Origin of the sequence: Exiguobacterium sp. B2(2022), assembly GCF_028823655.1 — a bacterium.
In the GTDB taxonomy this organism is placed as follows: Bacteria; Bacillota; Bacilli; order Exiguobacteriales; family Exiguobacteriaceae; genus Exiguobacterium; species Exiguobacterium aestuarii_A.
The window spans coordinates 1-19,515 of sequence record NZ_JAPEHX010000044.1 but is presented as its reverse complement, the minus strand read 5'-3'; the positions used below and the strand labels follow the sequence as shown (position 1 = coordinate 19,515).

The 19,515-nt window shown below is 47.9% G+C and carries 20 protein-coding genes; 10 read left to right on the top strand and 10 right to left on the bottom strand.

Annotated elements, in window-relative coordinates:
* Positions 1-15: 15 nt before the first annotated feature.
* From ON063_RS10055 to ON063_RS10040, 4 genes are all read left to right on the top strand, one after another.
* Positions 16-708 (top strand): response regulator transcription factor, encoded by a 693-nt coding sequence (locus ON063_RS10055; RefSeq protein WP_274665044.1) that lies wholly within the window; start codon positions 16-18, stop codon positions 706-708.
* On the top strand, positions 705-2,084 hold the full coding sequence (locus ON063_RS10050) for a sensor histidine kinase (protein WP_214695920.1): 1,380 nt from the start codon (positions 705-707) through the stop codon (positions 2,082-2,084). The genes ON063_RS10055 and ON063_RS10050 overlap by 4 nt, the downstream gene beginning before the upstream one ends.
* Positions 2,085-2,150: 66 nt before the next feature.
* Positions 2,151-2,516: a DUF1499 domain-containing protein gene (locus tag ON063_RS10045; protein WP_214790343.1), complete on the top strand. Its 366-nt coding sequence runs from the start codon at positions 2,151-2,153 to the stop codon at positions 2,514-2,516.
* On the top strand, positions 2,513-3,937 hold the full coding sequence (locus ON063_RS10040) for a dihydrolipoyl dehydrogenase family protein (RefSeq protein WP_274665043.1): 1,425 nt from the start codon (positions 2,513-2,515) through the stop codon (positions 3,935-3,937). Before ON063_RS10045 ends, ON063_RS10040 begins: the two co-directional genes overlap by 4 nt.
* A 32-nt stretch (positions 3,938-3,969) precedes the next feature.
* Here ON063_RS10040 and ON063_RS10035 read toward each other — a convergent pair whose 3' ends face one another.
* From ON063_RS10035 to ON063_RS10025, 3 genes are all read right to left on the bottom strand, one after another.
* The gene (locus tag ON063_RS10035) at positions 3,970-4,749 is read right to left on the bottom strand and encodes a flagellar motor protein MotB (protein WP_274665042.1); all 780 of its coding nucleotides are present in this window, start codon (positions 4,747-4,749) and stop codon (positions 3,970-3,972) included.
* Positions 4,727-5,509, bottom strand: coding sequence for a flagellar motor stator protein MotA (motA, locus tag ON063_RS10030; RefSeq protein WP_074034258.1), 783 nt, complete (start codon positions 5,507-5,509; stop codon positions 4,727-4,729). The genes ON063_RS10035 and motA overlap by 23 nt, the downstream gene beginning before the upstream one ends.
* Positions 5,510-5,595: 86 nt before the next feature.
* On the bottom strand, positions 5,596-5,787 hold the full coding sequence (locus ON063_RS10025; protein ID WP_224862903.1) for a hypothetical protein: 192 nt from the start codon (positions 5,785-5,787) through the stop codon (positions 5,596-5,598).
* A gap of 200 nt (positions 5,788-5,987) precedes the next feature.
* Here ON063_RS10025 and ON063_RS10020 point away from each other — a divergent pair, with 200 nt between their 5' ends.
* Positions 5,988-7,367 carry a TrkH family potassium uptake protein gene (locus tag ON063_RS10020; RefSeq protein ID WP_274665041.1) on the top strand — a complete coding sequence of 460 codons (1,380 nt, stop codon included), beginning with the start codon at positions 5,988-5,990 and terminating at the stop codon, positions 7,365-7,367.
* A 21-nt stretch (positions 7,368-7,388) separates the two neighbouring features.
* Here the strand turns inward: ON063_RS10020 and ON063_RS10015 are convergent, their stop codons facing one another.
* The gene (locus ON063_RS10015; protein WP_274665040.1) at positions 7,389-8,459 is read right to left on the bottom strand and encodes an SDR family oxidoreductase; all 1,071 of its coding nucleotides are present in this window, start codon (positions 8,457-8,459) and stop codon (positions 7,389-7,391) included.
* Positions 8,456-10,630 (bottom strand): PAS domain-containing sensor histidine kinase, encoded by a 2,175-nt coding sequence (locus tag ON063_RS10010; protein ID WP_274665039.1) that lies wholly within the window; start codon positions 10,628-10,630, stop codon positions 8,456-8,458. The genes ON063_RS10015 and ON063_RS10010 overlap by 4 nt, the downstream gene beginning before the upstream one ends.
* A gap of 126 nt (positions 10,631-10,756) precedes the next feature.
* Between ON063_RS10010 and ON063_RS10005 the strand changes: the two genes are divergently transcribed.
* A complete protein-coding gene (locus ON063_RS10005) occupies positions 10,757-11,251 on the top strand; it encodes a restriction endonuclease (RefSeq protein ID WP_274665038.1) in 495 nt (164 codons plus the stop codon).
* 218 nt (positions 11,252-11,469) lie between these two features.
* Positions 11,470-11,952, top strand: a complete 483-nt coding sequence (locus ON063_RS10000) for a hypothetical protein (protein ID WP_015880506.1) — start codon at positions 11,470-11,472, stop codon at positions 11,950-11,952.
* 56 nt (positions 11,953-12,008) lie between these two features.
* Here ON063_RS10000 and ON063_RS09995 read toward each other — a convergent pair whose 3' ends face one another.
* Positions 12,009-12,632 carry a DUF1836 domain-containing protein gene (locus ON063_RS09995; RefSeq protein ID WP_274665037.1) on the bottom strand — a complete coding sequence of 208 codons (624 nt, stop codon included), beginning with the start codon at positions 12,630-12,632 and terminating at the stop codon, positions 12,009-12,011.
* Positions 12,633-12,783: 151 nt separating this feature from the next.
* Here ON063_RS09995 and ON063_RS09990 point away from each other — a divergent pair, with 151 nt between their 5' ends.
* On the top strand, positions 12,784-13,434 hold the full coding sequence (locus ON063_RS09990) for a diacylglycerol/polyprenol kinase family protein (protein ID WP_074034266.1): 651 nt from the start codon (positions 12,784-12,786) through the stop codon (positions 13,432-13,434).
* 152 nt (positions 13,435-13,586) lie between these two features.
* On the top strand, positions 13,587-14,507 hold the full coding sequence (murB, locus tag ON063_RS09985) for a UDP-N-acetylmuramate dehydrogenase (RefSeq protein ID WP_214695939.1): 921 nt from the start codon (positions 13,587-13,589) through the stop codon (positions 14,505-14,507).
* Between the two features lie 87 nt (positions 14,508-14,594).
* On the opposite strand, the gene ald is transcribed toward murB, so the two are convergent.
* The 4 genes from ald to trhO all read right to left on the bottom strand — a co-directional run bounded on the left by ald (position 14,595) and on the right by trhO (position 18,657).
* Entirely contained in the window at positions 14,595-15,725 is a 1,131-nt protein-coding gene (ald, locus tag ON063_RS09980; RefSeq protein ID WP_274665036.1) for an alanine dehydrogenase, read from the bottom strand.
* Between the two features lie 132 nt (positions 15,726-15,857).
* Positions 15,858-17,081: a PucR family transcriptional regulator gene (locus ON063_RS09975; RefSeq protein ID WP_274665035.1), complete on the bottom strand. Its 1,224-nt coding sequence runs from the start codon at positions 17,079-17,081 to the stop codon at positions 15,858-15,860.
* A 91-nt stretch (positions 17,082-17,172) separates the two neighbouring features.
* On the bottom strand, positions 17,173-17,598 hold the full coding sequence (locus ON063_RS09970) for a divergent PAP2 family protein (protein WP_214695945.1): 426 nt from the start codon (positions 17,596-17,598) through the stop codon (positions 17,173-17,175).
* Positions 17,599-17,715: 117 nt separating this feature from the next.
* Positions 17,716-18,657 (bottom strand): oxygen-dependent tRNA uridine(34) hydroxylase TrhO, encoded by a 942-nt coding sequence (gene trhO / locus ON063_RS09965; RefSeq protein WP_214695947.1) that lies wholly within the window; start codon positions 18,655-18,657, stop codon positions 17,716-17,718.
* A 228-nt stretch (positions 18,658-18,885) separates the two neighbouring features.
* Here trhO and ON063_RS09960 point away from each other — a divergent pair.
* The coding region (locus tag ON063_RS09960; RefSeq protein WP_274665034.1) for a TVP38/TMEM64 family protein at positions 18,886-19,515 on the top strand (630 nt) is incomplete at its 3' end.

The following is a 19,515-nucleotide window of genomic DNA, read 5'->3' as shown; positions in this document are numbered from 1 at the left end:
AGAAGAGGTGTAAATATGAATCGAATTTTAGTAGCTGAGGACGAGCATGCGATTCGCAGCTTCATTATTGTGAATTTAAAACGAGCCGGTTTCGATGTGTTCGAAGCGACGAATGGACGAGAGGCGGTCACCGCATTTGACCGTGAACCGTTCGATGTCGTCTTATTAGATGTCATGATGCCGGAGATGGACGGGTTCGAGGCGTGTGCGGCCATTCGAGATATCGATGAAAACGTTGGGATCATCATGTTGACGGCACGAACGCTCGAAGAAGATAAAATCGAAGGACTCGGAAAAGGCGCGGACGATTATATCGCCAAGCCATTCAGTCCAGGCGAGTTGGTGGCACGCATTCAAGCATTGCTGCGCCGCGTCGAAAAAGTGAAACGAAAAGACTCGAAGCGGTTGAAGTCAGGACCGTTCGCAATTGATCTTGCGGCGAAGCATGTGACGAAGTACGGTCAATCGATCGATTTGACGCCGACGGAGTATGACTTGATTTGTCATCTCGTTCAAAACGAAGAAATTGTTTTATCGCGTGATGCACTACTCGATGCCGTATGGGGCGTCAACTACTTCGGTGACCGCAAGACCGTCGACGTCAACATTCGTCGATTGCGTCAAAAAATCGAAGATGACCCGAGTCATCCGATTTACATTGAAACATTATGGGGTCACGGATATAAATGGCGGAGACATGAAGCATGAAACAACAGTTAGTCATTCGCATGATGATTGTCGTGACGATCGTCTTACTTTTACTCGTCAGTGTCTTGTCTTACGGGACATATCGATACTATTACGAGTATGAGTCAGAAGCGTTACTCAGTCATGCGACCACGAGTGCATATTTATATCCTCAAGCCCAAGTCGGGTTTGAGACGCCGAGTGCCTTTTCCGTTCTCGTCCGGACATTCGGATATCCCGGAACCGATTTGACGATTGTCGACCAGAGCGGTTCCATCGTCAAGACGACCGGTCAACGGACGAGGCAGGCATCTTTTTCACAAGAACAATTACAAGAGCTGTCACGAGGTGAGTCGGTCGTTCAGGACTATGATGTCGGTGACGAGCATTACTTATCGGTCACCAGTCCGATTATGACGAACGATACGTCAGAGTTTGCGATTAGCTTTACACGCCCGCTCGAAGACCTAGACACGCTGATTCGTGAGATTTGGATGACCGTCGTCATGATTGGTGTCCTCATCTGGTTACTCGCGCTCTACACCGTTATTCGCATTGCTGATCGTTTCGTCCGTCCGATTCGTCAAATCATCGAAACGGCGGATGAGATGGCTCAAGGTGATTTCGACGTCGCTGTGGAGTCGAATGAGAAACATGAGCTTGGGGCATTGGCTCGGACACTCACGTATTTAGGTGCGAAAGTACAGCAGCACCAGTCGACACGTAATGAGTTCCTCTCGAGCGTCTCCCATGAACTGCGGACACCGCTCACATCGATTAAAGGATGGACGGAGACGATTCGAGGTGGCGATGAGAAGTTGTCTGAAGAAACGGAGCTAGGTCTGAGTATCATTCATTCGGAAACAGAGCGCATGATTGGTCTCGTGGAGCAGCTTCTCGATTACACGAAGATTGAAGAGAGTCGATTGGTCTTGTATCGTCAGGAACTCGATTTAGTCTCCTTGTTGCGAAAAGTGACGTTGCAGTTAAAGCAGTCGCTCGAAGACAAAGGCATTACACTCATCGAACGTTATCCTCAAAAGTCAGTCGGGCTATTTGATGAGAATCGGTTGAAGCAAGTGTTCCTGAACATTCTTGAGAATGCGATTCGCTTTTCACCGGATGGCGGGACATTGACCATCCGTTTCGTTCAATCAGAACGTGTCGCCTTCATCTCGATCATCGATGAAGGTCCTGGTATCTCACGTGAGCATTTGCAGCGTATCACCGAAATGTTCTATCAGGCCCATGTGACGGAAGGGAGTAGCGGTCTCGGACTCGCCATCTCCAAAGAGTTGATTGAGGCACATGAAGGAAAACTCGTCATCGAGAGTGAGGTCGGACACGGGACGACCGTGACGGTTTTATTACCTCTCGACCCGAGCGAACTACATTAATAGGGTTAAACCTCCCGAATTCAGGCTACATATATAGATGTATGTAGAATGAGGGAGGTTTTTGTTATGGCCAATCAGTCATTGAAGCCGTTAAAAGGAAGTCCAAATGCCGTCTCGACGCAAACCTCGATTGAAGAGTTACGCATGTCTCCTCTCCCATATGCGGGTAGTCGTGGCCAATCAATTGAAGCGATCAAGATGGCAATGAACCAATTGCCACGGGCCGAACTGGTTAAAGAAACAGATGAGGGCCTTCATTATGTGGTGACCTCGAAAGTAATGCGTTTTAAAGATGATGTGAATTTTCTATTTGATGATTCCACTCAACAAGTCGAGTTTCGGTCTGCGTCACGTGTCGGCTATTCAGACTTTGGCGTGAACCGGAAGCGGATGGAAGATGTGAGTGAACGATACCGGAGGTTGATTCGATGAAGGACTATCAGTTGATTGTCATCGGCGGTGGTGCCGCTGGGATGACGGTAGCAGCAGGAGCAGCGAACTTAGGCGCAAAAGTCGCGCTTGTTGAAAAGAACAAACATTTAGGTGGCGACTGTCTGCACGTCGGATGTGTCCCGTCGAAAGCATTAATTGCCGCCTCGAAAGAAGCGAATGCGATGATGCGCGCGGCGCGTGTTCTCGGAACGGAATTCAATGGAGGCGAGCATTATCAAATGTCGAAAGCACGAGTCGACAAGGCGCGCGCCATTATCCAAGATCATGATGGGACAGAACGTTTTGAAAAGATCGGGGTCGACATTTACATCGGAGAGGCTTCTTTCCAAAGCCCGACAGAATTGAAAGTCGGGGACGATTTATTGATTGGGAAAAAATTCGTCATCTCGACGGGGTCGAAACCGACAGTCCCTCCAATCGACGGATTGGATCAAGTCCCATACTTAACGAACGAGACGGTTTTTGAAGAAGAGACGCTTCCGGAGAGCCTCATCGTCATCGGTGCCGGGACAGTCGGCCTCGAGCTAGCACAATCGTTTGTTCGACTCGGCTCGCAAGTTACGGTACTCGAGGCACAGGATGCGTTCTTGCCAAAAGAAGATGAGGACGTCTCAACTTACCTAAAATCTCAACTCGAGATGGCGATGCGCTTAAAAATCGGCGTGAAGGTCAACCGGGTCGAGGAAGTCGATGGCCGCATTCGTGTCACGACAGAGGTGGACGGCGAGACAGTCGAATATGAAGCAGATAAACTGCTCATGGCGACAGGGCGTGTGCCACGCATCGACGCGCTTCGTCTCGATCGTGCAAACGTTCAAGTGACGAAAGGATACATCGATGTCTCCTCTTCGTATCGGACGTCACAACCGCATATCTTTGCGATTGGCGATACAATCAAGACGTTACCGTTCACACACGCGGCTGGCGAAGAAGGGAAAGCCGTTGTCGCGAACGCACTGTTTGGACTATGGAACAAGGTAGATTACAGTAAGCTTCCTTGGATCACGTTCACAGATCCCGAAGTGTTCCACGTCGGGATGACGGAGAAAGAAGCACGCGAGCGTTACGGGGATGACATCGAGACATATGAAGCGAAACTGTCAGAAGTGGACCGTTTCATCGCCGAACGCCAAGAGGCAGGCTTTGTCAAAGTCATCACGAAGAAAAATGGAAAGATTATCGGGGCACATGCGGTTGGTGAATCAGCTGGCGACTGGATGCAAATCGTCGTCTATGCGATGCAACGCGGCGATAAGATCGGCAAGTTGTCACGAATGATTTACCCTTATCCATCGCGCAGTGAAGCGGTGAAGAAAGTGACAGATCTCTACTGGCGGAAACGCTTGTTTGAAAGTCCGCTCACAGAACTGGCGAGACGTTACTTCAAATTGACGCAATAACACAAATCACCCACTCGTTTGAGTGGGTGATTTTAGTTCGGTAAGGTGATCGTTTCAATCATCTTCGGTTCGCCCTCCGATAAGTCGACGAGCGGTTTAATTAGCACTTCGACACGTCGGTTTTTCGAACGACCTTCTTCTGTGTCGTTCGTGGCGATTGGTTTGAATTCCCCGTAGCTCGCGAGTGTAAACTGAGCCGGATTCAGTGCATCATTCGTTAATAATCCACGCATGAATGCCGTCGCACGTGCTGAACTGAGCTCCCAGTTCGATGGGAAGCGGGCCGTGTTGATGGGGATGTTATCCGTATGACCAGAGACGACAATTTCTCGCTTTCCAGCCTTCTCTAAGATTTGACTGATGTTTTGAGCCACATTTCGAGCATCGGCATCAAGTGTCGCTTCTCCTAAGTTGAAGAGGGCGCGGTCTTGAATCGTTAAGACGAGACCGCTCGAGTTGATGGTCGCTTTAATTTGGCTCTCTAACCCGTTCTTCTTAATGTATTGGTTCACATCTTCTTTCAACTCATCGAGCTGAGCGAGCTCGTACGTGCGTGGGTTGGCGGTCGTATTCGTGTTATCTGTCCGACTGATGTCGCTGTTTGAGGCGGTCGAAGCTTGGAAGACACTGACGCCTCCAGAGAATACTTGGTTGAACGAGCGCGACATTTTCTCTAGCTTCGTCTGGTCGATGTTACTCGATGCAAACAATACGATGAAGAGCGCGAGCAAGAGTGTCAATAAGTCGGCGTAAGGAATGAGCCAACCTTCTGGAATGTGTTCTTCATGATCATGCTTCTTTTTGCGTTTCATAGTCAGCTCGCTCCTTTGGAGACAAATACACAGACAGCTTATCTTCTAACGTTTTTGGAGATTCACCGCTTTGAATCGATAAAATCCCTTCAATCATCATTTCTTTGATGACGACTTCGCTCTTCGAATACTGCTTTAATTTATTGGCAAACGGGAACCAAAGTACGTACCCGGTGAAAATCCCGAATAGTGTCGCGACGAAGGCCGCCGAAATGGCGTGTCCGAGTTTTTCGATATCCGACAAATCTTTCAGGGCGGCAATCAATCCGATAACGGCTCCGAGTACCCCGAGCGTCGGCGCATATGTCCCGGCCTGGGTGAAGATGTCGGCGTTCGCCTTATGACGCTGTTCCATGTTTTCGATGTCACGTGACATGACTTCCGCAATATACTCAGAAGGTTGACCGTCGATAACCATCATCATGCCTTGGCGTAAAAATGGTTCTTCAACTTGTTCAAGTGCTGTTTCTAGGGATAATAGTCCCTCTTTCCGAGCCTGCGTCGATAAGTCGACGAATTGTGTAAGCAATCCAGATTTACTTGGGAGTTCTTGTTTTTTAAACAAGATTTTAAATAACTTCGGTACATTTTGAAGCTGTTCTTTCGATACGGCGATACTGACCGCAGCAGCTGTACCGACGAAAATGATAACGATTGCGGCAGGGTTGATCAGCGGTGCGATACCCGCTCCTTTTAATAGCATTCCACCAACGAGGGTGAGGAACCCGAGTATGAGCCCGACTAACGTGACGACATCCATGTCTTTGTTTTCCACCTTTCCGAAATAAATCAGGACAAAAAAAGCGAGAGACGCTACTCGTCTCCCGCAACATGCGTTCCCGATGATTAAGCGCCGTTTTCATCAATCAGCATTTGAATGCTGATGTTTCGTTCTTCACGCTCTATATCGGTTAATACGTCGTATTTTTTTAACAATGCGTACAATTGATTCACGACTTCTTGCTCAAGTGACCAATTGAGTAACTCTTCTAGCTGAAAATAAAGGTGAGCGGGCATACATTGTGATTGTCGCTCCAACCTTCGCGAGACATCCTCTATCGAATGATCTACCGTACTAGGGTCCACGGTTTCATTCAACCTCCTCAACATTCTTAAAGTCTATCTCTCATAATACCAAAAAATCGAGGAAAGCGTTAGAGATACATTTTCTTGTTGGCATTTAGAAAGGCGAGGAGTAACATGAGGCTTAGAATAACAGAAGTGAAGGGGATGTCGTGATGCGACATAGACTGTCAGCGCGTGAGATGCGCTTGAAGCGAATCGAGGTACTTTATCGAGTCGTGTTTGAAAAACCTGCTCGCTTTATCGCGGGAGGATTTTTACTTGCGATTTTTATCGGGGCAACACTTTTATATATGCCATTTGCTCAAGAAGAACCAGTCTCTTGGATTGATTGTCTATTTATCGCAACTTCCGCGGGTACCGTGACCGGACTGTCGACAGTCGACATCGGTTCGTCGTTCAACTTGTTCGGAGAATTGGTGATTGTCGCCCTCATTCAAATCGGGGGTCTCGGGTTCATGACAATCGCGTTGATGCTCCTGAGTGTATTAGGGAAGAAAATTGGATTGAAACAACGGATTCTCTTGCAAGAATCGCTAAACTTAGCCGGACCCGGTGGAACGGTTCGTCTCGTACGAAATATCGTCTTCACGACGGTCATCGTTCAATTTATCGGGATGCTGTTTTTGACGTTCGAACTGTATAGCACAGAAAACTATTCTTTCGGTGCAGCTCTCTACTATGGCTTTTTCCATGCGGTCTCTGCCTTTAACAATGCAGGCTTCGCGTTGTTCCCGGACAGTCTGATGTCATTTGAACAAAACACGGCGATTGTCGTGACGATTGCCCTCATGATCATGATTGGGGGTCTCGGGTTCACGACGATTGCCGATGCGACAGAAGTGCGAGGATGGAAGCGTCTCGCCCTCCATTCAAAAATTATGATTCTGTCCCTATTGGTCATCAATGGGGTGGCATGGTTCGTGCTCATGATGTTTGAGTGGGTATCAAACGAAGGTTCTCTCTATGGGCGGTCCATCGGTGAGGCGCTACACGTGACCTTCTTCCAAGCCGTGACGACACGTACGGCCGGTTTCAATACGATTGATATTTCGACGATGGCGCCAGCATCAATCGGCTTGATTTTAATTTTGATGTATATCGGGGCCGGTGCAGCTTCGACGGGGTCAGGGATTAAAGTGACGACGCTAGCGGTCATCTTCGCGGACATGTGGGCGTTCATTGCGGGTAAGAAAGAAACGGTGATCATGGAGCGGACGATTGATGCGTTTCAAATCAAAAAGGCATACGTTGTCGCCATCTCGAGCTTCTTCTTCATCCTGATCATTACGACACTCGTCATTTTGACAAACGGTCACATTCCAGCGAGCGCCATTCTGTTTGAGACGGTGTCGGCGTTCGGGACGGTCGGGTTATCATTAGGGATTACTGCTGATTTGAATGCTGCCGGCAAAGGGTTCATCATGTTCATGATGCTCCTTGGACGTGTCGGATCGTTGACGATTCTCTTTACGGTCGCACGACAAGCCGACCGGAAGATTCGCTATCCGAAAGAGAAGATTTTGATTGGTTAATCCAAAAAGCCCTGAACGCATTCAGGGCTTTTCGTGTGTCATGAAATATTGGACGACCTCCGGTAGGTAATCTTGAAGATCCGGACAGACGATTCCAGTCCCATCGAGCGCACGAATCGTTTGCGTCGTATCGAAATGGACAGGATGTTTGAAATAGTCTAGCAGTTCGTGCGGAACATCCAGTTGTGCGGCGTTTTTCCAAGTCGTGAATGCGACATCTGCAACAGCATGGGGAACCGTGCCGCGAGGAGGACGGTGGAACATCGTCTCATGTAGCATGCGATACACTTCACGCGCACCATGCGGGAAAGGATCCGTCAAATGAAACGTCCGTTTCGACCCGACTGGCGAGTGTGCTAGGAAGGCGGTCGCTTCCACGACATAATCATAAGGAACTAAATTCACTTCGACGTTCGCACGCCCGATATAAGGGAGCGGTCGCATCTGTTGAAGTTGCGCCATCAATTTCAATACAAAATAGACACCGTCAAACTTCTTCGTTTCACCTGTTCGACTATGTCCAATCACAATACCAGGACGAATGATAGTGATTGGCATCGCTCCCATCTCGCGGGAGACGAGTGCTTCCGCTTCATATTTAGTCGCTTCATAATGATTTTTAAATCGAGCCCGATGCCAGAGTTCGTTCTCATAGACGGTCCCTTGCCTGCGACCGGCAATATAGGCCGTACTGAAATAGACGTACCGCTTTAACTGTTTCGACCGTTTGGCGAACGCCGTGACGTGTTTCGTACCGAGGATATTGATTCGATACCCCGTGTCATACGGAATGCTCAAATCATAGGCCGCAGCTAGATGAAAGACGTAATGCACGTCACGCTCGATGACAGAGCGCATAATCGGATCGAGAATCACTTCCGGTAACGTGATGTCCGCCTCCACTAAGACGAGCTGGCGAGGCTCGAGGGATGTCGTAGATAGCAACGTGTCTCGTAGTTCTTCCGCTTCACGCTGTTGGTTAGGGAGGTGAAGCGCATAGATAGTTCCGATTTGATGAGGCAACGACGCAAGATGTTCGATTAACTTTCCAGCTAAAAATCCAGGGAATCCGGTAAAGGCATAATCGTTCATGATAGTTCCTCCGCTAAGTCTAGTGTGAATGTAAACGTCGATCCTTTTCCGACAGTCGATTCCACTTCGATGCTGCCGCCATGGGATTCGATGATTTCTTTACAGATGGACAAGCCAAGACCTGTCCCACCAATTTTACGTGTATCGGAGTTATCGACCCGATAAAACTTTGTAAAAAGTTTCTCGAAGGCGTGTTCAGGAATACCGATTCCGAAGTCACGAATAGAGACGTGGGCCTGATTGTGGTCGTGCCGGACCCGTACTTCAATTTCTTGTTCGTTCGGCGAATACTTGATGGCATTCGAAATTAAGTTTACGAGTACTTGTTCAATGCGGTCCCGGTCAGCAATCAAGCGTAGATCTTCATCAGCGTTATCAAAATGAATGGCATGGTCATTCGTTTCACGGAAGCGTTCAACCACCTCTAAGACGAGTTCATTCAATGAGAACTGATCTTGCTTGTATTCCTGATGACCACCCTCCATGCGTTGAATGTCTAAGAAGTCATTGAGTAACGCCGTTAACCGTGACGCTTCTCGTGACATCGTCTTCAAGAAACGTTCTCGCTTGTCAGGCGTCAAATCGCGAGCGAGCATCAACTCGATGTAGCCAGATAATGAAGAAAGAGGTGTCCGCAGTTCATGCGAGACCGTGCTCACCAGTTCGTTTTTAATCTGGTCCATCCGCTCTTCTTCCGTTCGGTTACGGAATACGAATAAGAAACCGCTGTCCATTCCGATTTGTCGTTTCGTATCCATCGTCGTGCCATACATCTCGTAATATTCCTCATCTCGGTCGTTCGGTTGTGGGATGGAGAAACGCATGGACACTTCCCGAGCCGTTCCGTCTAACAGTTGATCCATCTTACGTAGCATCTCGCTTCGGTCACGTGGACGAAACGTGGAGAGGAGGGGGATCCGCTCTTGTATTTTATTCGGGGCGATCCCGGGTAAGTCCATGAGGCGTCGCGCATGGACGTTCATGAACAAGACGCTCCCGTTCGACTCGGTCAAGACGAATGCTTCGTTTGACGCCTGTAAAATCGATTGAATGATGTCTCGTTGGCGGGCAATCGCATTTTTCTCTCGTTCAAGCATGCGTTCTATTTTTTTACGGTCGCTAATGTCACGCATGACGGCGACTCGTAACGTTTGACCTAGATACGTCACTTCTTTCGGGTAAACCTCCATCTCTAGAAACGTGCCGTCCGCTCGTCGTCCAATCACTTCATATGGTGTTTGGATATGGTTGCGGATTCGTCGCAACACATCTGCCCGATATCCTTCGGCAATAAATTCAACCGTTTGCCGACCGACCATTTGTTCAGCTGGAATTTTGAAGATGGATTCCGCCGCTTTGTTCGCATCAAGAATCATCCCGTCTTCGTGGAATAGGACAGCCTCGATGACAGATTCGGCAAACATTCGATAGCGTTGTTCCTTATAACGGAGTTCTCGTTTTAGTTCAATCTCAGGACTCACATCAAATACGAAGAAAAAGAATCCGATGAGTTGCTCTTGTTCATAGACCGGGTGCATAAAGAGTTTTCCGATAAAATGTGTCCGGTCTTTACATTGAAATTTCCACTCGCGGTCTCCTTTGTCGAGTGCGAGGCGTAACATTTGTTCGAACGAAAGCAACCGTTCCGTTTCATCTTGATAGGCAGAACGCTTTTCGCTCAGCTCCCTTGATTCGAACAAAGCGAACGGGGTCATCTCATATAACACTTCATGAGGAGCGTAGCCGAACAGTTCCGTCGCTCCCTGGTTAAATCGAGTGATCAACATATTGGCATCCGTCATGATCATCGCCATGTCGAGCTCGGAGTGCATCATCGCTTCAAACGCATTGTGTTGAATCGTCACGCGTGTATCGAGAGGGAGTGGTTCGATGGAGAGAATGTAGTGTTTTTCCCAAGGGATGGCATGCACACGCATCGTCGGTAGTTCATACATCCAAGACAGTCCTTGCTCCATTCGGCGAGATAATTCCATCGTAATCGGAGACTGGTTGACCATATGAAAGAGGTTCGTACGAGTCTGGAGATTCTCTGGAAACTTTTCTAGGAACGGCCGGTTTGCCTGAACGATTGTTCCGTCTTTTTCTATTAAAGCAACCCCGTAAGGTAATGCATGTAATAACTCACTGTGGAGATTGGTGCGATTCTCCATGAACGATCATCCCTCCTTCGTGGTGTCAGACGAGCATATCTTCTATAACATTCGACAGATCCCCCTTTCATTTCCTGCCCTCGAAACGGTAAAGTGGGAGAGAGGACGTGGAAAGGAAAGATGGGGATGATTGGATTACTTATTAGTATGGTCGGTGCTATTGGTCTATGGTGGTTCGGAGCACCACTTTGGAGCAGTATCTTACTACTCGTGTTAGGAATCGTATGGTTCGTCTGGAGAGCCCGACTGTCGACAATCGACCGAATCGATCGAATGGATGGCCGAGAATTCGAACTGTTCTTAGAGGATGTGTTCACTGCGCTCGGATACACGGTCACCGTGACACCAGCCTCGCGTGACTTTGGGGCAGACTTGTTACTCGAGACACCCGATGGATGGTCGATTGCGGTACAAGCGAAACGGTATGAAAAAGTAGTCGGTCTTGAAGCGGTTCAACAAATTGCGGCTGCCGTTCCGTATTATCAGGCACATGAAGGATGGGTCGTGACGAACTCGACATTTACGGACAGTGCGTATGAATTGGCGGCGCCAAATCAAGTTCGTCTGATTGCAAGAATGGAGCTTGAAGAACTCTTAAAAGAAGCGGGATATAAGCGATAAGAATAGGCTTGTTCACAAGTTCGACAGAATCCAAAATGATGTCGAAAAAAAGGGCTTGTCTTTTTCTTTAATCGATGCAATAATCATCTTCGTCATATGAAATATGTAGTAGTTGAAACGAGATAAAAACTACACAGAGAAACGATTGGGGTTTCAAGAAATGCCCGACCGTACACATACAAACAATCACGGTTGGAACGTGCTAGGAGGAAAAAGCGGTGCGCAAATTAATTTATGTAAAAGGTTGCGTCTTTACGCAAGGCGAGGCGACCATTTATGATGAGACAAATGATGCGATCGGATCTGTTCACCGCGACGCGGAAGGCAGTGTCCAAGTGCACAATTTGTCTGGACGACAGATCGCTCACGGGAAGTATATCCCGAACTGCCAAAAATGGGTCGTGATGAACCATGACGGACAGGCGATTGGTCAATTGAAAGACAAGTTCTCGTTATTCGGGAAAAAGTGTGAGTACAACGTCTATGAACGCGGACTCTTCACGATTCAATACGATGTGGAACGTCATAAGTTCAGCGTCCGTGACAAAGCAGGTAAACTTGTCGCAGAGCTACGGAAACAAGAGGACGACACGTTCTGCTTAACGAAAGAAGCAGATCAGCTATCGATGTTCGAACTCCTTTCTGTCTTAAAAACGTTAACGGTTAAATCGCGGATGCCGCTCGCAGCATCTGTCTCATAACGATGACGAGCACCGGTCCTTGACCGGTGTTTTTTGATGCAAAAAAAACCGTTCCATCAAATGAAACGGTTCAAATACTGCTTGGCCTCGAGCTCGAGTGTGGTCACACGGTGTGCGTACAAACAGAGCTTTAGGACATGAATGATATTCGGATGTGTGTATTTCGTTTTTTCGAGAGAACGTTTGGCACGCGTATCGAGCAGGTCGATTGGGCTCGTTGACTTCGCATACTCTGCGTATAATCGATAAAAATCAATCGGTTTGATGAAGTCGTCTTCGTCCCGGTCAGGGTTGTTGAAGATAAGTGCCAATAAGGAACTTGTCTCTTCAAGTGAGAAAAGATGTTTCAAGTCATCAAGAAGGTAGATGATGGCTGCTTGATGCAAGGAATACTTTTTACCGATTCGTGGGACTCCGATGATTTTACGGACTTCACGCTTCGTCCAGTTTTGAATCGTCGTCGCCGAGAGATGTTCTCCGGTCAATGCGTTCGCAAGGGCGACGATTTGATTGATCGACAGACCGTTCTTTTCAATATGAAACAAGTGGATTTTTCGAAGCTCTTTTGGAAAATGTTCACGCACGTCTTCAGGGAAGAGGGCGATGGCTCGCTCGATTTCTCCGACCTGCATGAAGTGAAGGCAATCTGCCAAAGTTTGAATTGAAGTTGCGTCGCGCATACGGCCACCCTTTCTATCACCAACATCGTACGTTGGCTATACAGTCATTTGACCTCATTCTACCAAATGTTTGAAAAGTAAGCTAGGATGGGCACTGATTAAGGTATAATGACGGTATTATACACATCCTATACATAGAGGTGGTCAAGCAATGAATGAATGGATTAGTTCGATTCTTTCCATCGTGATTGTCCTTGTATTTCTCGTCGGTCTCGAACAAGTTGGAAAGCGTCTTGGGTGGACAGACGAAACGATTCGAAAAAGTGTACATATCGCAGTCGGACATTGGTCGCTACTAGCGGTCTGGTTAATGGATTCCTGGTACGTCGCGGCAGTTCCGCTCATCTTCTTCACGTTCGCGAACGCGGTCTTGTTATATAAAAGTCCATCACCGGTACATCAGACGGAACGGAAGTCTTTCGGAACGGTCTATTATCCAATCGCCTTACTCATCATTTTATACTTCTTCTTTGAGTCGGAACCGATTGCATTTTTAGCGGGATCACTCGTCCTCGCCTGGGGGGATGGGATGGCTGCATTGATTGGACGGAAGTATGGGACAGTCATCTATGATTTGTACGGTCAAAAGCGTTCCTTCCAAGGGAGCGTCGCCATGTTCTTAAGCTCGTATGCGGTCTTATTTTTATTGTTTTTGTGGAATGATGTCGTCATGTGGCAAGTGGTAACATATGGATTTATCATTTCCATCATCGCCACACTAACTGAAGCGATTTCATACCGAGATTGGGATAACTTTACAATTCCGATTGTAGTGGCTGTAGCGACATCGCTATTGTTATAAACTAATCATGACATTGTAAGAAAAACGTTGCTTGTCACGTCCGACAATCATTTGTATACTGTGTTTCGTACTGAAACCATTCAGTGACGTGCTCGGTACGAAGAAGATGTGATCGAGACACTTAAATAGAACGTAAAGGATTGAGTGAACGCATGAGCTTTTTACAGCAACTCCAGAGTATTATTCCGGCCGAGCGCGTCCTCCAAGACGAGCCGCTGTCGGCGCACACGTATACAAAACTAGGCGGGAAAGCAGATTACTTCGTAGCCCCACACACGTACGAAGAAGTCCAAGCCGTCTTAGAACTAGCCCATCAGGAAGCAATGCCGTTCATGATCCTCGGGTTCGGTTCAAACTTGATTGTCCGCGACGGGGGAATTCGCGGAGTCGTTTTAAACTTGAATGAACTGAATACGATTCGTCGCGAAGGGAACCAAATCGTGGCACAGGCTGGGGCAGCGATTATCGATGTCTCACGGCAAGCACTTGCGGAAGGCTTATCCGGTCTTGAGTTCGCTTGTGGGATCCCTGGAACGGTCGGTGGCGCTGTCTACATGAACGCGGGTGCATATGGGGGAGAAACGAAAGACGTCATCACCTCTGCGACAGTATTGACGTCGGACGGACAAGTGCTTCATTTGTCAAAAGATGAATTAGAACTCGATTACCGCACGAGCCGTGTATCAAAAGAAGGGTTCATCGTGTTAGAAGCGACGTTCGAGCTCGAACCGAAAAACTACGAATTGATCAAAGAAGTCATGGACGATTTGACGTATAAACGTGAGTCGAAGCAACCGCTCGAATATCCTTCGTGCGGAAGTGTCTTCAAACGTCCGCCAGGCTACTTTGCCGGCAAGTTGATTCAAGACTCTGGTCTTCAGGGCAAGCGAATCGGAGGAGCGGAAGTATCACTCAAGCACGCTGGATTCATCGTCAACATTGCGGAGGCGACTGCGACGGAATATATTTCGTTGATCCGTCACGTGCAAGCGACCGTTAAAGAGAAGTTCGAAGTGGAATTAGAACCGGAAGTGAAAATCATCGGGGAAGATATCGCTGTCGAAAACGCATAATGAGAAGAAGGGACTGAGCGATTATGTTCAGTCCCTTCTTTTTTGTACGAAAAAGACGACGAGAACGGGCATCTCGTCGTCTTTCGATTACGCTTGTGTTTGTTTTGCAACTGCCTCATAGGCAGGGACGAACGGATACTCTAAATCACGAGCGACCGCTTCGTATGTGACCGTCCCGTTGATGACGTTTAAGCCTTTGAGAAGGGCATCGTTTCCGAGGAGTGCTGGGAATACGCCTTTTTGTGCACATTCGATAATGTATGGCATCGTTGCGTTCGTAAGCCCCATTGTCGATGTGCGTGGCACGGCACCTGGCATGTTAGCGACGGCGTAATGTTGTACACCGTAACGTTCATACGTTGGCGCATCATGCGTTGTGATATGATCAATCGTTTCACAAATTCCACCTTGGTCAATGGCAACATCGACAATCACCGATCCCGGTGACATGCGTTGTACCATTTCTTCTGTGACAAGTTTCGGTGCTTTTGCTCCAGGAATCAAAACAGCACCGATGACGAGATCACTCTCAGCTACTTGTTTGGCGATATTGTATTTGTTCGAGATTAATGTGTTGATTGTGTTTCCAAACAAGTCGTCGATTTGACGAAGACGAGCTGGGCTGATATCCATCAAAGTAACGCTCGCCCCGAGACCGATGGCGATACGCGCTGCATTCGTTCCGACGACGCCACCACCGATGACCGTGACGTTCGCACGAGGTACGCCCGGAAGACCTGACATGAGGATTCCTTTTCCACCGTGTGGTTTTTCGAGAATTTGTGCCCCGATTTGAGCGGCCATCCGACCTGCGACTTCACTCATCGGTGTGAGAAGCGGTAACGTCCGGTCGACTTCGACCGTCTCATATGCGATAGCAGTAATCCCTGAATCGACGAGTGCTTTCGTTAATTCTGGTTCTGCCGCTAAGTGTAGATACGTGAAGAGCGTCAAATCAGGACGGAAGTATTGATATTCAGACGGCTGCGGCTCTTTGACTTTGAGCGCAAGTTCGACGCCTTCCCATACTTCTTTCGCCGTTTCGACGATTGTTGCACCGGCATCGATATATTCCATATTCGTGAAACCACTGCCGAGACCGGCATTTGTCTCGACGAAGACGTCATGTCCGAGTTCCGTTAACATAAATGCACCCATCGGTGTCAAAGCCACCCGATTTTCATTGTTTTTAATCTCTTTTAATACCCCGATTTTCATGGAACATTCCCCTTTCATTCCGTTGACACAAATTGTTCACACCCCTAGTATAGACCCATTCGAAAAGGCTGTCTTTATCATGGATTCTAAAAATGAAGACGCTCACTTTGTGAAAAAACACAAAGTAAACGTCTAGTCTTCTAATCGATATTGACCGGCTTTAATCGCCAAATAAATCATGGACCGTTCAGGTAAGGAAACTTGCGTGATATTCGTCAACTCTTCGATGCGACGAATCCGATATAAGACGGTATTTGGATGGATATGAAGGTGAGCAGCGACCCGCTTGACGTTCCCATCGAAATAAAAATACCATTCGAGCGTTTTCACGAGTTCGGTCTGATGGGACGAGTCATAGTGTTGCAACCGTTCGACGGTCGGATGGGTTTCCAGTCGAAGTCCGATGCGACGTGCCAGTTCAGGGACGAGTTGATAAATCCCGATCTGTTCGAAGGCGCGAGAAGTCGCGAGCTCAAGAGGGAACTTACGACGAAGTGTTGTGACACGACGTGCCTCTTCCGCTGCGGCGTACAGCATGTCACTCTCGAAAAAGCGTCGACTGATTCCGATTCGTGGTTCGGATTCGTTGAATTTGTCTTGAAGCAACTGTTCGAATCGTTCCGCCCAAGCGAGCAATTCCACTTCTTCATCGGAAAGTTCGGATTTCATGTAATGCCAGACGAGTAACTGCTGTCCATCGATGGCATGCAAGACCACTTCAATCGCCTCTTGGGTCGCGAGCACATAATGCAGACGTTCAGCAAGTTGCGGGGTGATCGGTTGAGCGCATTCAATGATCGTCAATCGACTGGCGACCGCAATGGGGGCGAGTTCGTTCAGTCGTTCGCGATTGGGATCGGAGAGTGTCGGGGAAGCGAGCACATCTAGTAAAAAGCGTTCAAGTTCCGCGCTAATGCGTCGTTCGTGCATCGCGATTGTCATGAGCAACTTCTTGGCAATGGTCGCTCCTTCCTGCAAGATGGCTAATTCTTGAGTGGTGAACGGGTTCGTTCGAGCCAAACTCCAAATATAGCCGAGTACTTCGTCATGTTGTTTGATCACGATGGCGGCACGCTCGCCGAGCCCGACAGCGAGCCGTGCTGGAATGACGACAGGCTCATCTTGGTCAATGACTTCTCGTAAAATTCCACTTTCCCACAAATCTTCAATAACGGCTTCTGGGACACGACGACCAATGATCGTGGCAATTCTGGCCGGGTCGGTCGAATCAGGATGGGTGCTATACGCCAGCAACTGGTGGTGGCGATTTTCAATCGTGATGGGTGCTCGAATCGCTTGACCGATTGCTTCGGCGAGTGTATCGAGAGACTCATAAGATTTCTGCAAAAAAGGCATGTCGATTCCTCCTCTCTCTGAGTATAACTTCTTCTTTGTGAAACTTCACAAAAAGAATCGAGAGTGTGAGAAATGACATACCTTTAGTGGATTACATCGGGAAAAACAATCCGACAACGAGACCGAGTAACGCCCCGACGATGACTTGGAACGGCGTGTGCCCGACAAGTTCATTTAATAGTGGAGTCTCGTGTTTAATCCCTTTGAAATAATCGTTCAATAGTCGGGCCTGAAAACCGACTGCTTGACGGACGCCGGTTGCATCGTACATGACGATGGTGGCGAAGACGACAGCGAGGGCAAACATACTCGAGTCGATGCCTTCCATCCGTCCGATTGCCGTAGCGAGCGCGACGACCGTAGAAGAGTGTGAGCTCGGCATGCCGCCTGAAGCGAACATGATTTCAATTTCAAAATCCCTTGTTTTAATGAGTTCGGTTACGAGCTTGGCTGCTTGGGCGATAAACCAAGCAAGAATCGCAGCGAGTAAAGGTTCGTTAAACATGCATCTATTCACTTCCTGTCTGACATAGTAACTTCACTATACCCGAAAGCGGGGCAGACTAGACGTTAAGATTTCGTCAAAAAAAGTGTCACGGACAGCTTGTCCATGACACCTTTTGGTCGATTTTTGTTACCCGACTACTCCTTCAGTTTCCTGAAGTTTCTCTGCAATGTTGTCGATGATATAACGGTTGCGTGGGTGTTCTTGACACTCTTTCGAGCATGAACGCATTTGTTTCGGTTCACACTCTTCACAACAGAAATGTTGCACATTGCACTCCGGGTTTGCACAATTAACGTAACGAACCGTCTCGGTTCCACAGTGCATGCAGTGTGAAACAACAGTCGGGTTCACAGAGTTAACAGGGACGTTGATGCGCTCGTCAAAGACGTAAAGCTCACCATCCCAGTTTTCACCTTTCGTCGCTTCGTCTTTTCCATACATTGCGACGCCACCTTTTAAGTGGAAGATGTTGTCGTGACCTTGGTCACGCATATATGCTGTAAATTTCTCGCAACGGACGCCACCAGTACAGTACGTGAGAAGTGTCTTCCCTTCGTAGAGGTCCTTGTTCTCTTCGAGCCATTCTGGCATGTAACGTGAAGCCTCTACATCGATTTTGATCGCGTTTTTAAAGTGACCAAGTTCGTACTCGTAGTTGTTACGAACGTCGAGGATGACAACATCATCACGATTCATCATCTCTTTCCATTCTGCTGGTTCGAGGTATGCACCGTGTTGTTTCGGTACATCAAACTCACCATCAAAGCGCCACGTCACGAGCTCTTTCTTGTGACGGACAAAAATTTTCTTGAACGCATGCTCTTCGACTTCATCGATTTTGAACTCGATATCGCTGAAGAGTGGGTTTGCCTTCAAGTCGTTCATGTATTGCTCAGTTTGTTCCCAAGTACCAGAGCACGTCCCGTTGATTCCTTCGGAGGAAATCAAGATGCGTCCTTTGATGCCGAGGTCTTTACAATACTTCAAATGTTCTTGCGTGAGTGTTTCTGGGTCTTCGATGTTGACGTACTTATAGTACAGCAAGACCCGCATTGGTTTTGTTTCCATGTTGTGTTGCTCCCCTGTGTTCAGTTTTTTGCAGGAAAACGAACGTTGGGTTGTGTCGTTCGACGAATAGACTTGCCTGCAACCACAAGTCCATTATTATATGATAAATATCACGACGAATTTTCGCAAATGGTTTTTAATTTTTTTTGACGAATGCAGGGAGATGCGTCTTGAAAATCGAATTCGGGTATTAGAGTAGTAGTAACGAAAGTTGAAGGTGGAACGACTATGCTCACTTCTCTCCAACAGTACATCATCCAACTAATCGAATGGCTTCAAAGTTTGCCTGGCGGTCCTTGGGCCGGACTCGGCGCTCCGTTTTTAGAAGCGATCTTTCCGTTTTTGCCACTCGTTTTAATCATTTCAGCGAATGCGGCAACATATGGTTTTTTGTTAGGGGTCCTTTTATCATGGATCGGGAACTTACTCGGAACGATTGTCGTCTTCGCGGCGGTCCGATATGTGTTTCGTAAACCGATGACGCGCTGGCTCGAGAAACATAAAGCGGCGGTCTATTGGTTAGAACGAATCAACCATATGAGTCCAATCTCACTCGGGTTCTTGTATTCGCTCCCGTTCATCCCAGTCAGTTTGATCACCTATTTGCTGGCACTCATTCAGATGCCGCTCCGTACGTTCATTTTGGCGGCGGGATTCGGGAAACTACTCGTCGTCGTCATTTTCTCGGTCATCGGGGATCAATGGGAAGAATTTATCCAAAGCCCGTTTCGTTTATCGATGCTCGGTCTGCTTTTGGTCGCATTGTGGGCCATCAGTCGAGGACTAGAAGAAGTGCTCAAACGACGCGCTTTCAAAAAACGCAACGAGCAATTGAAACAAGAGATGATCACTAAACGA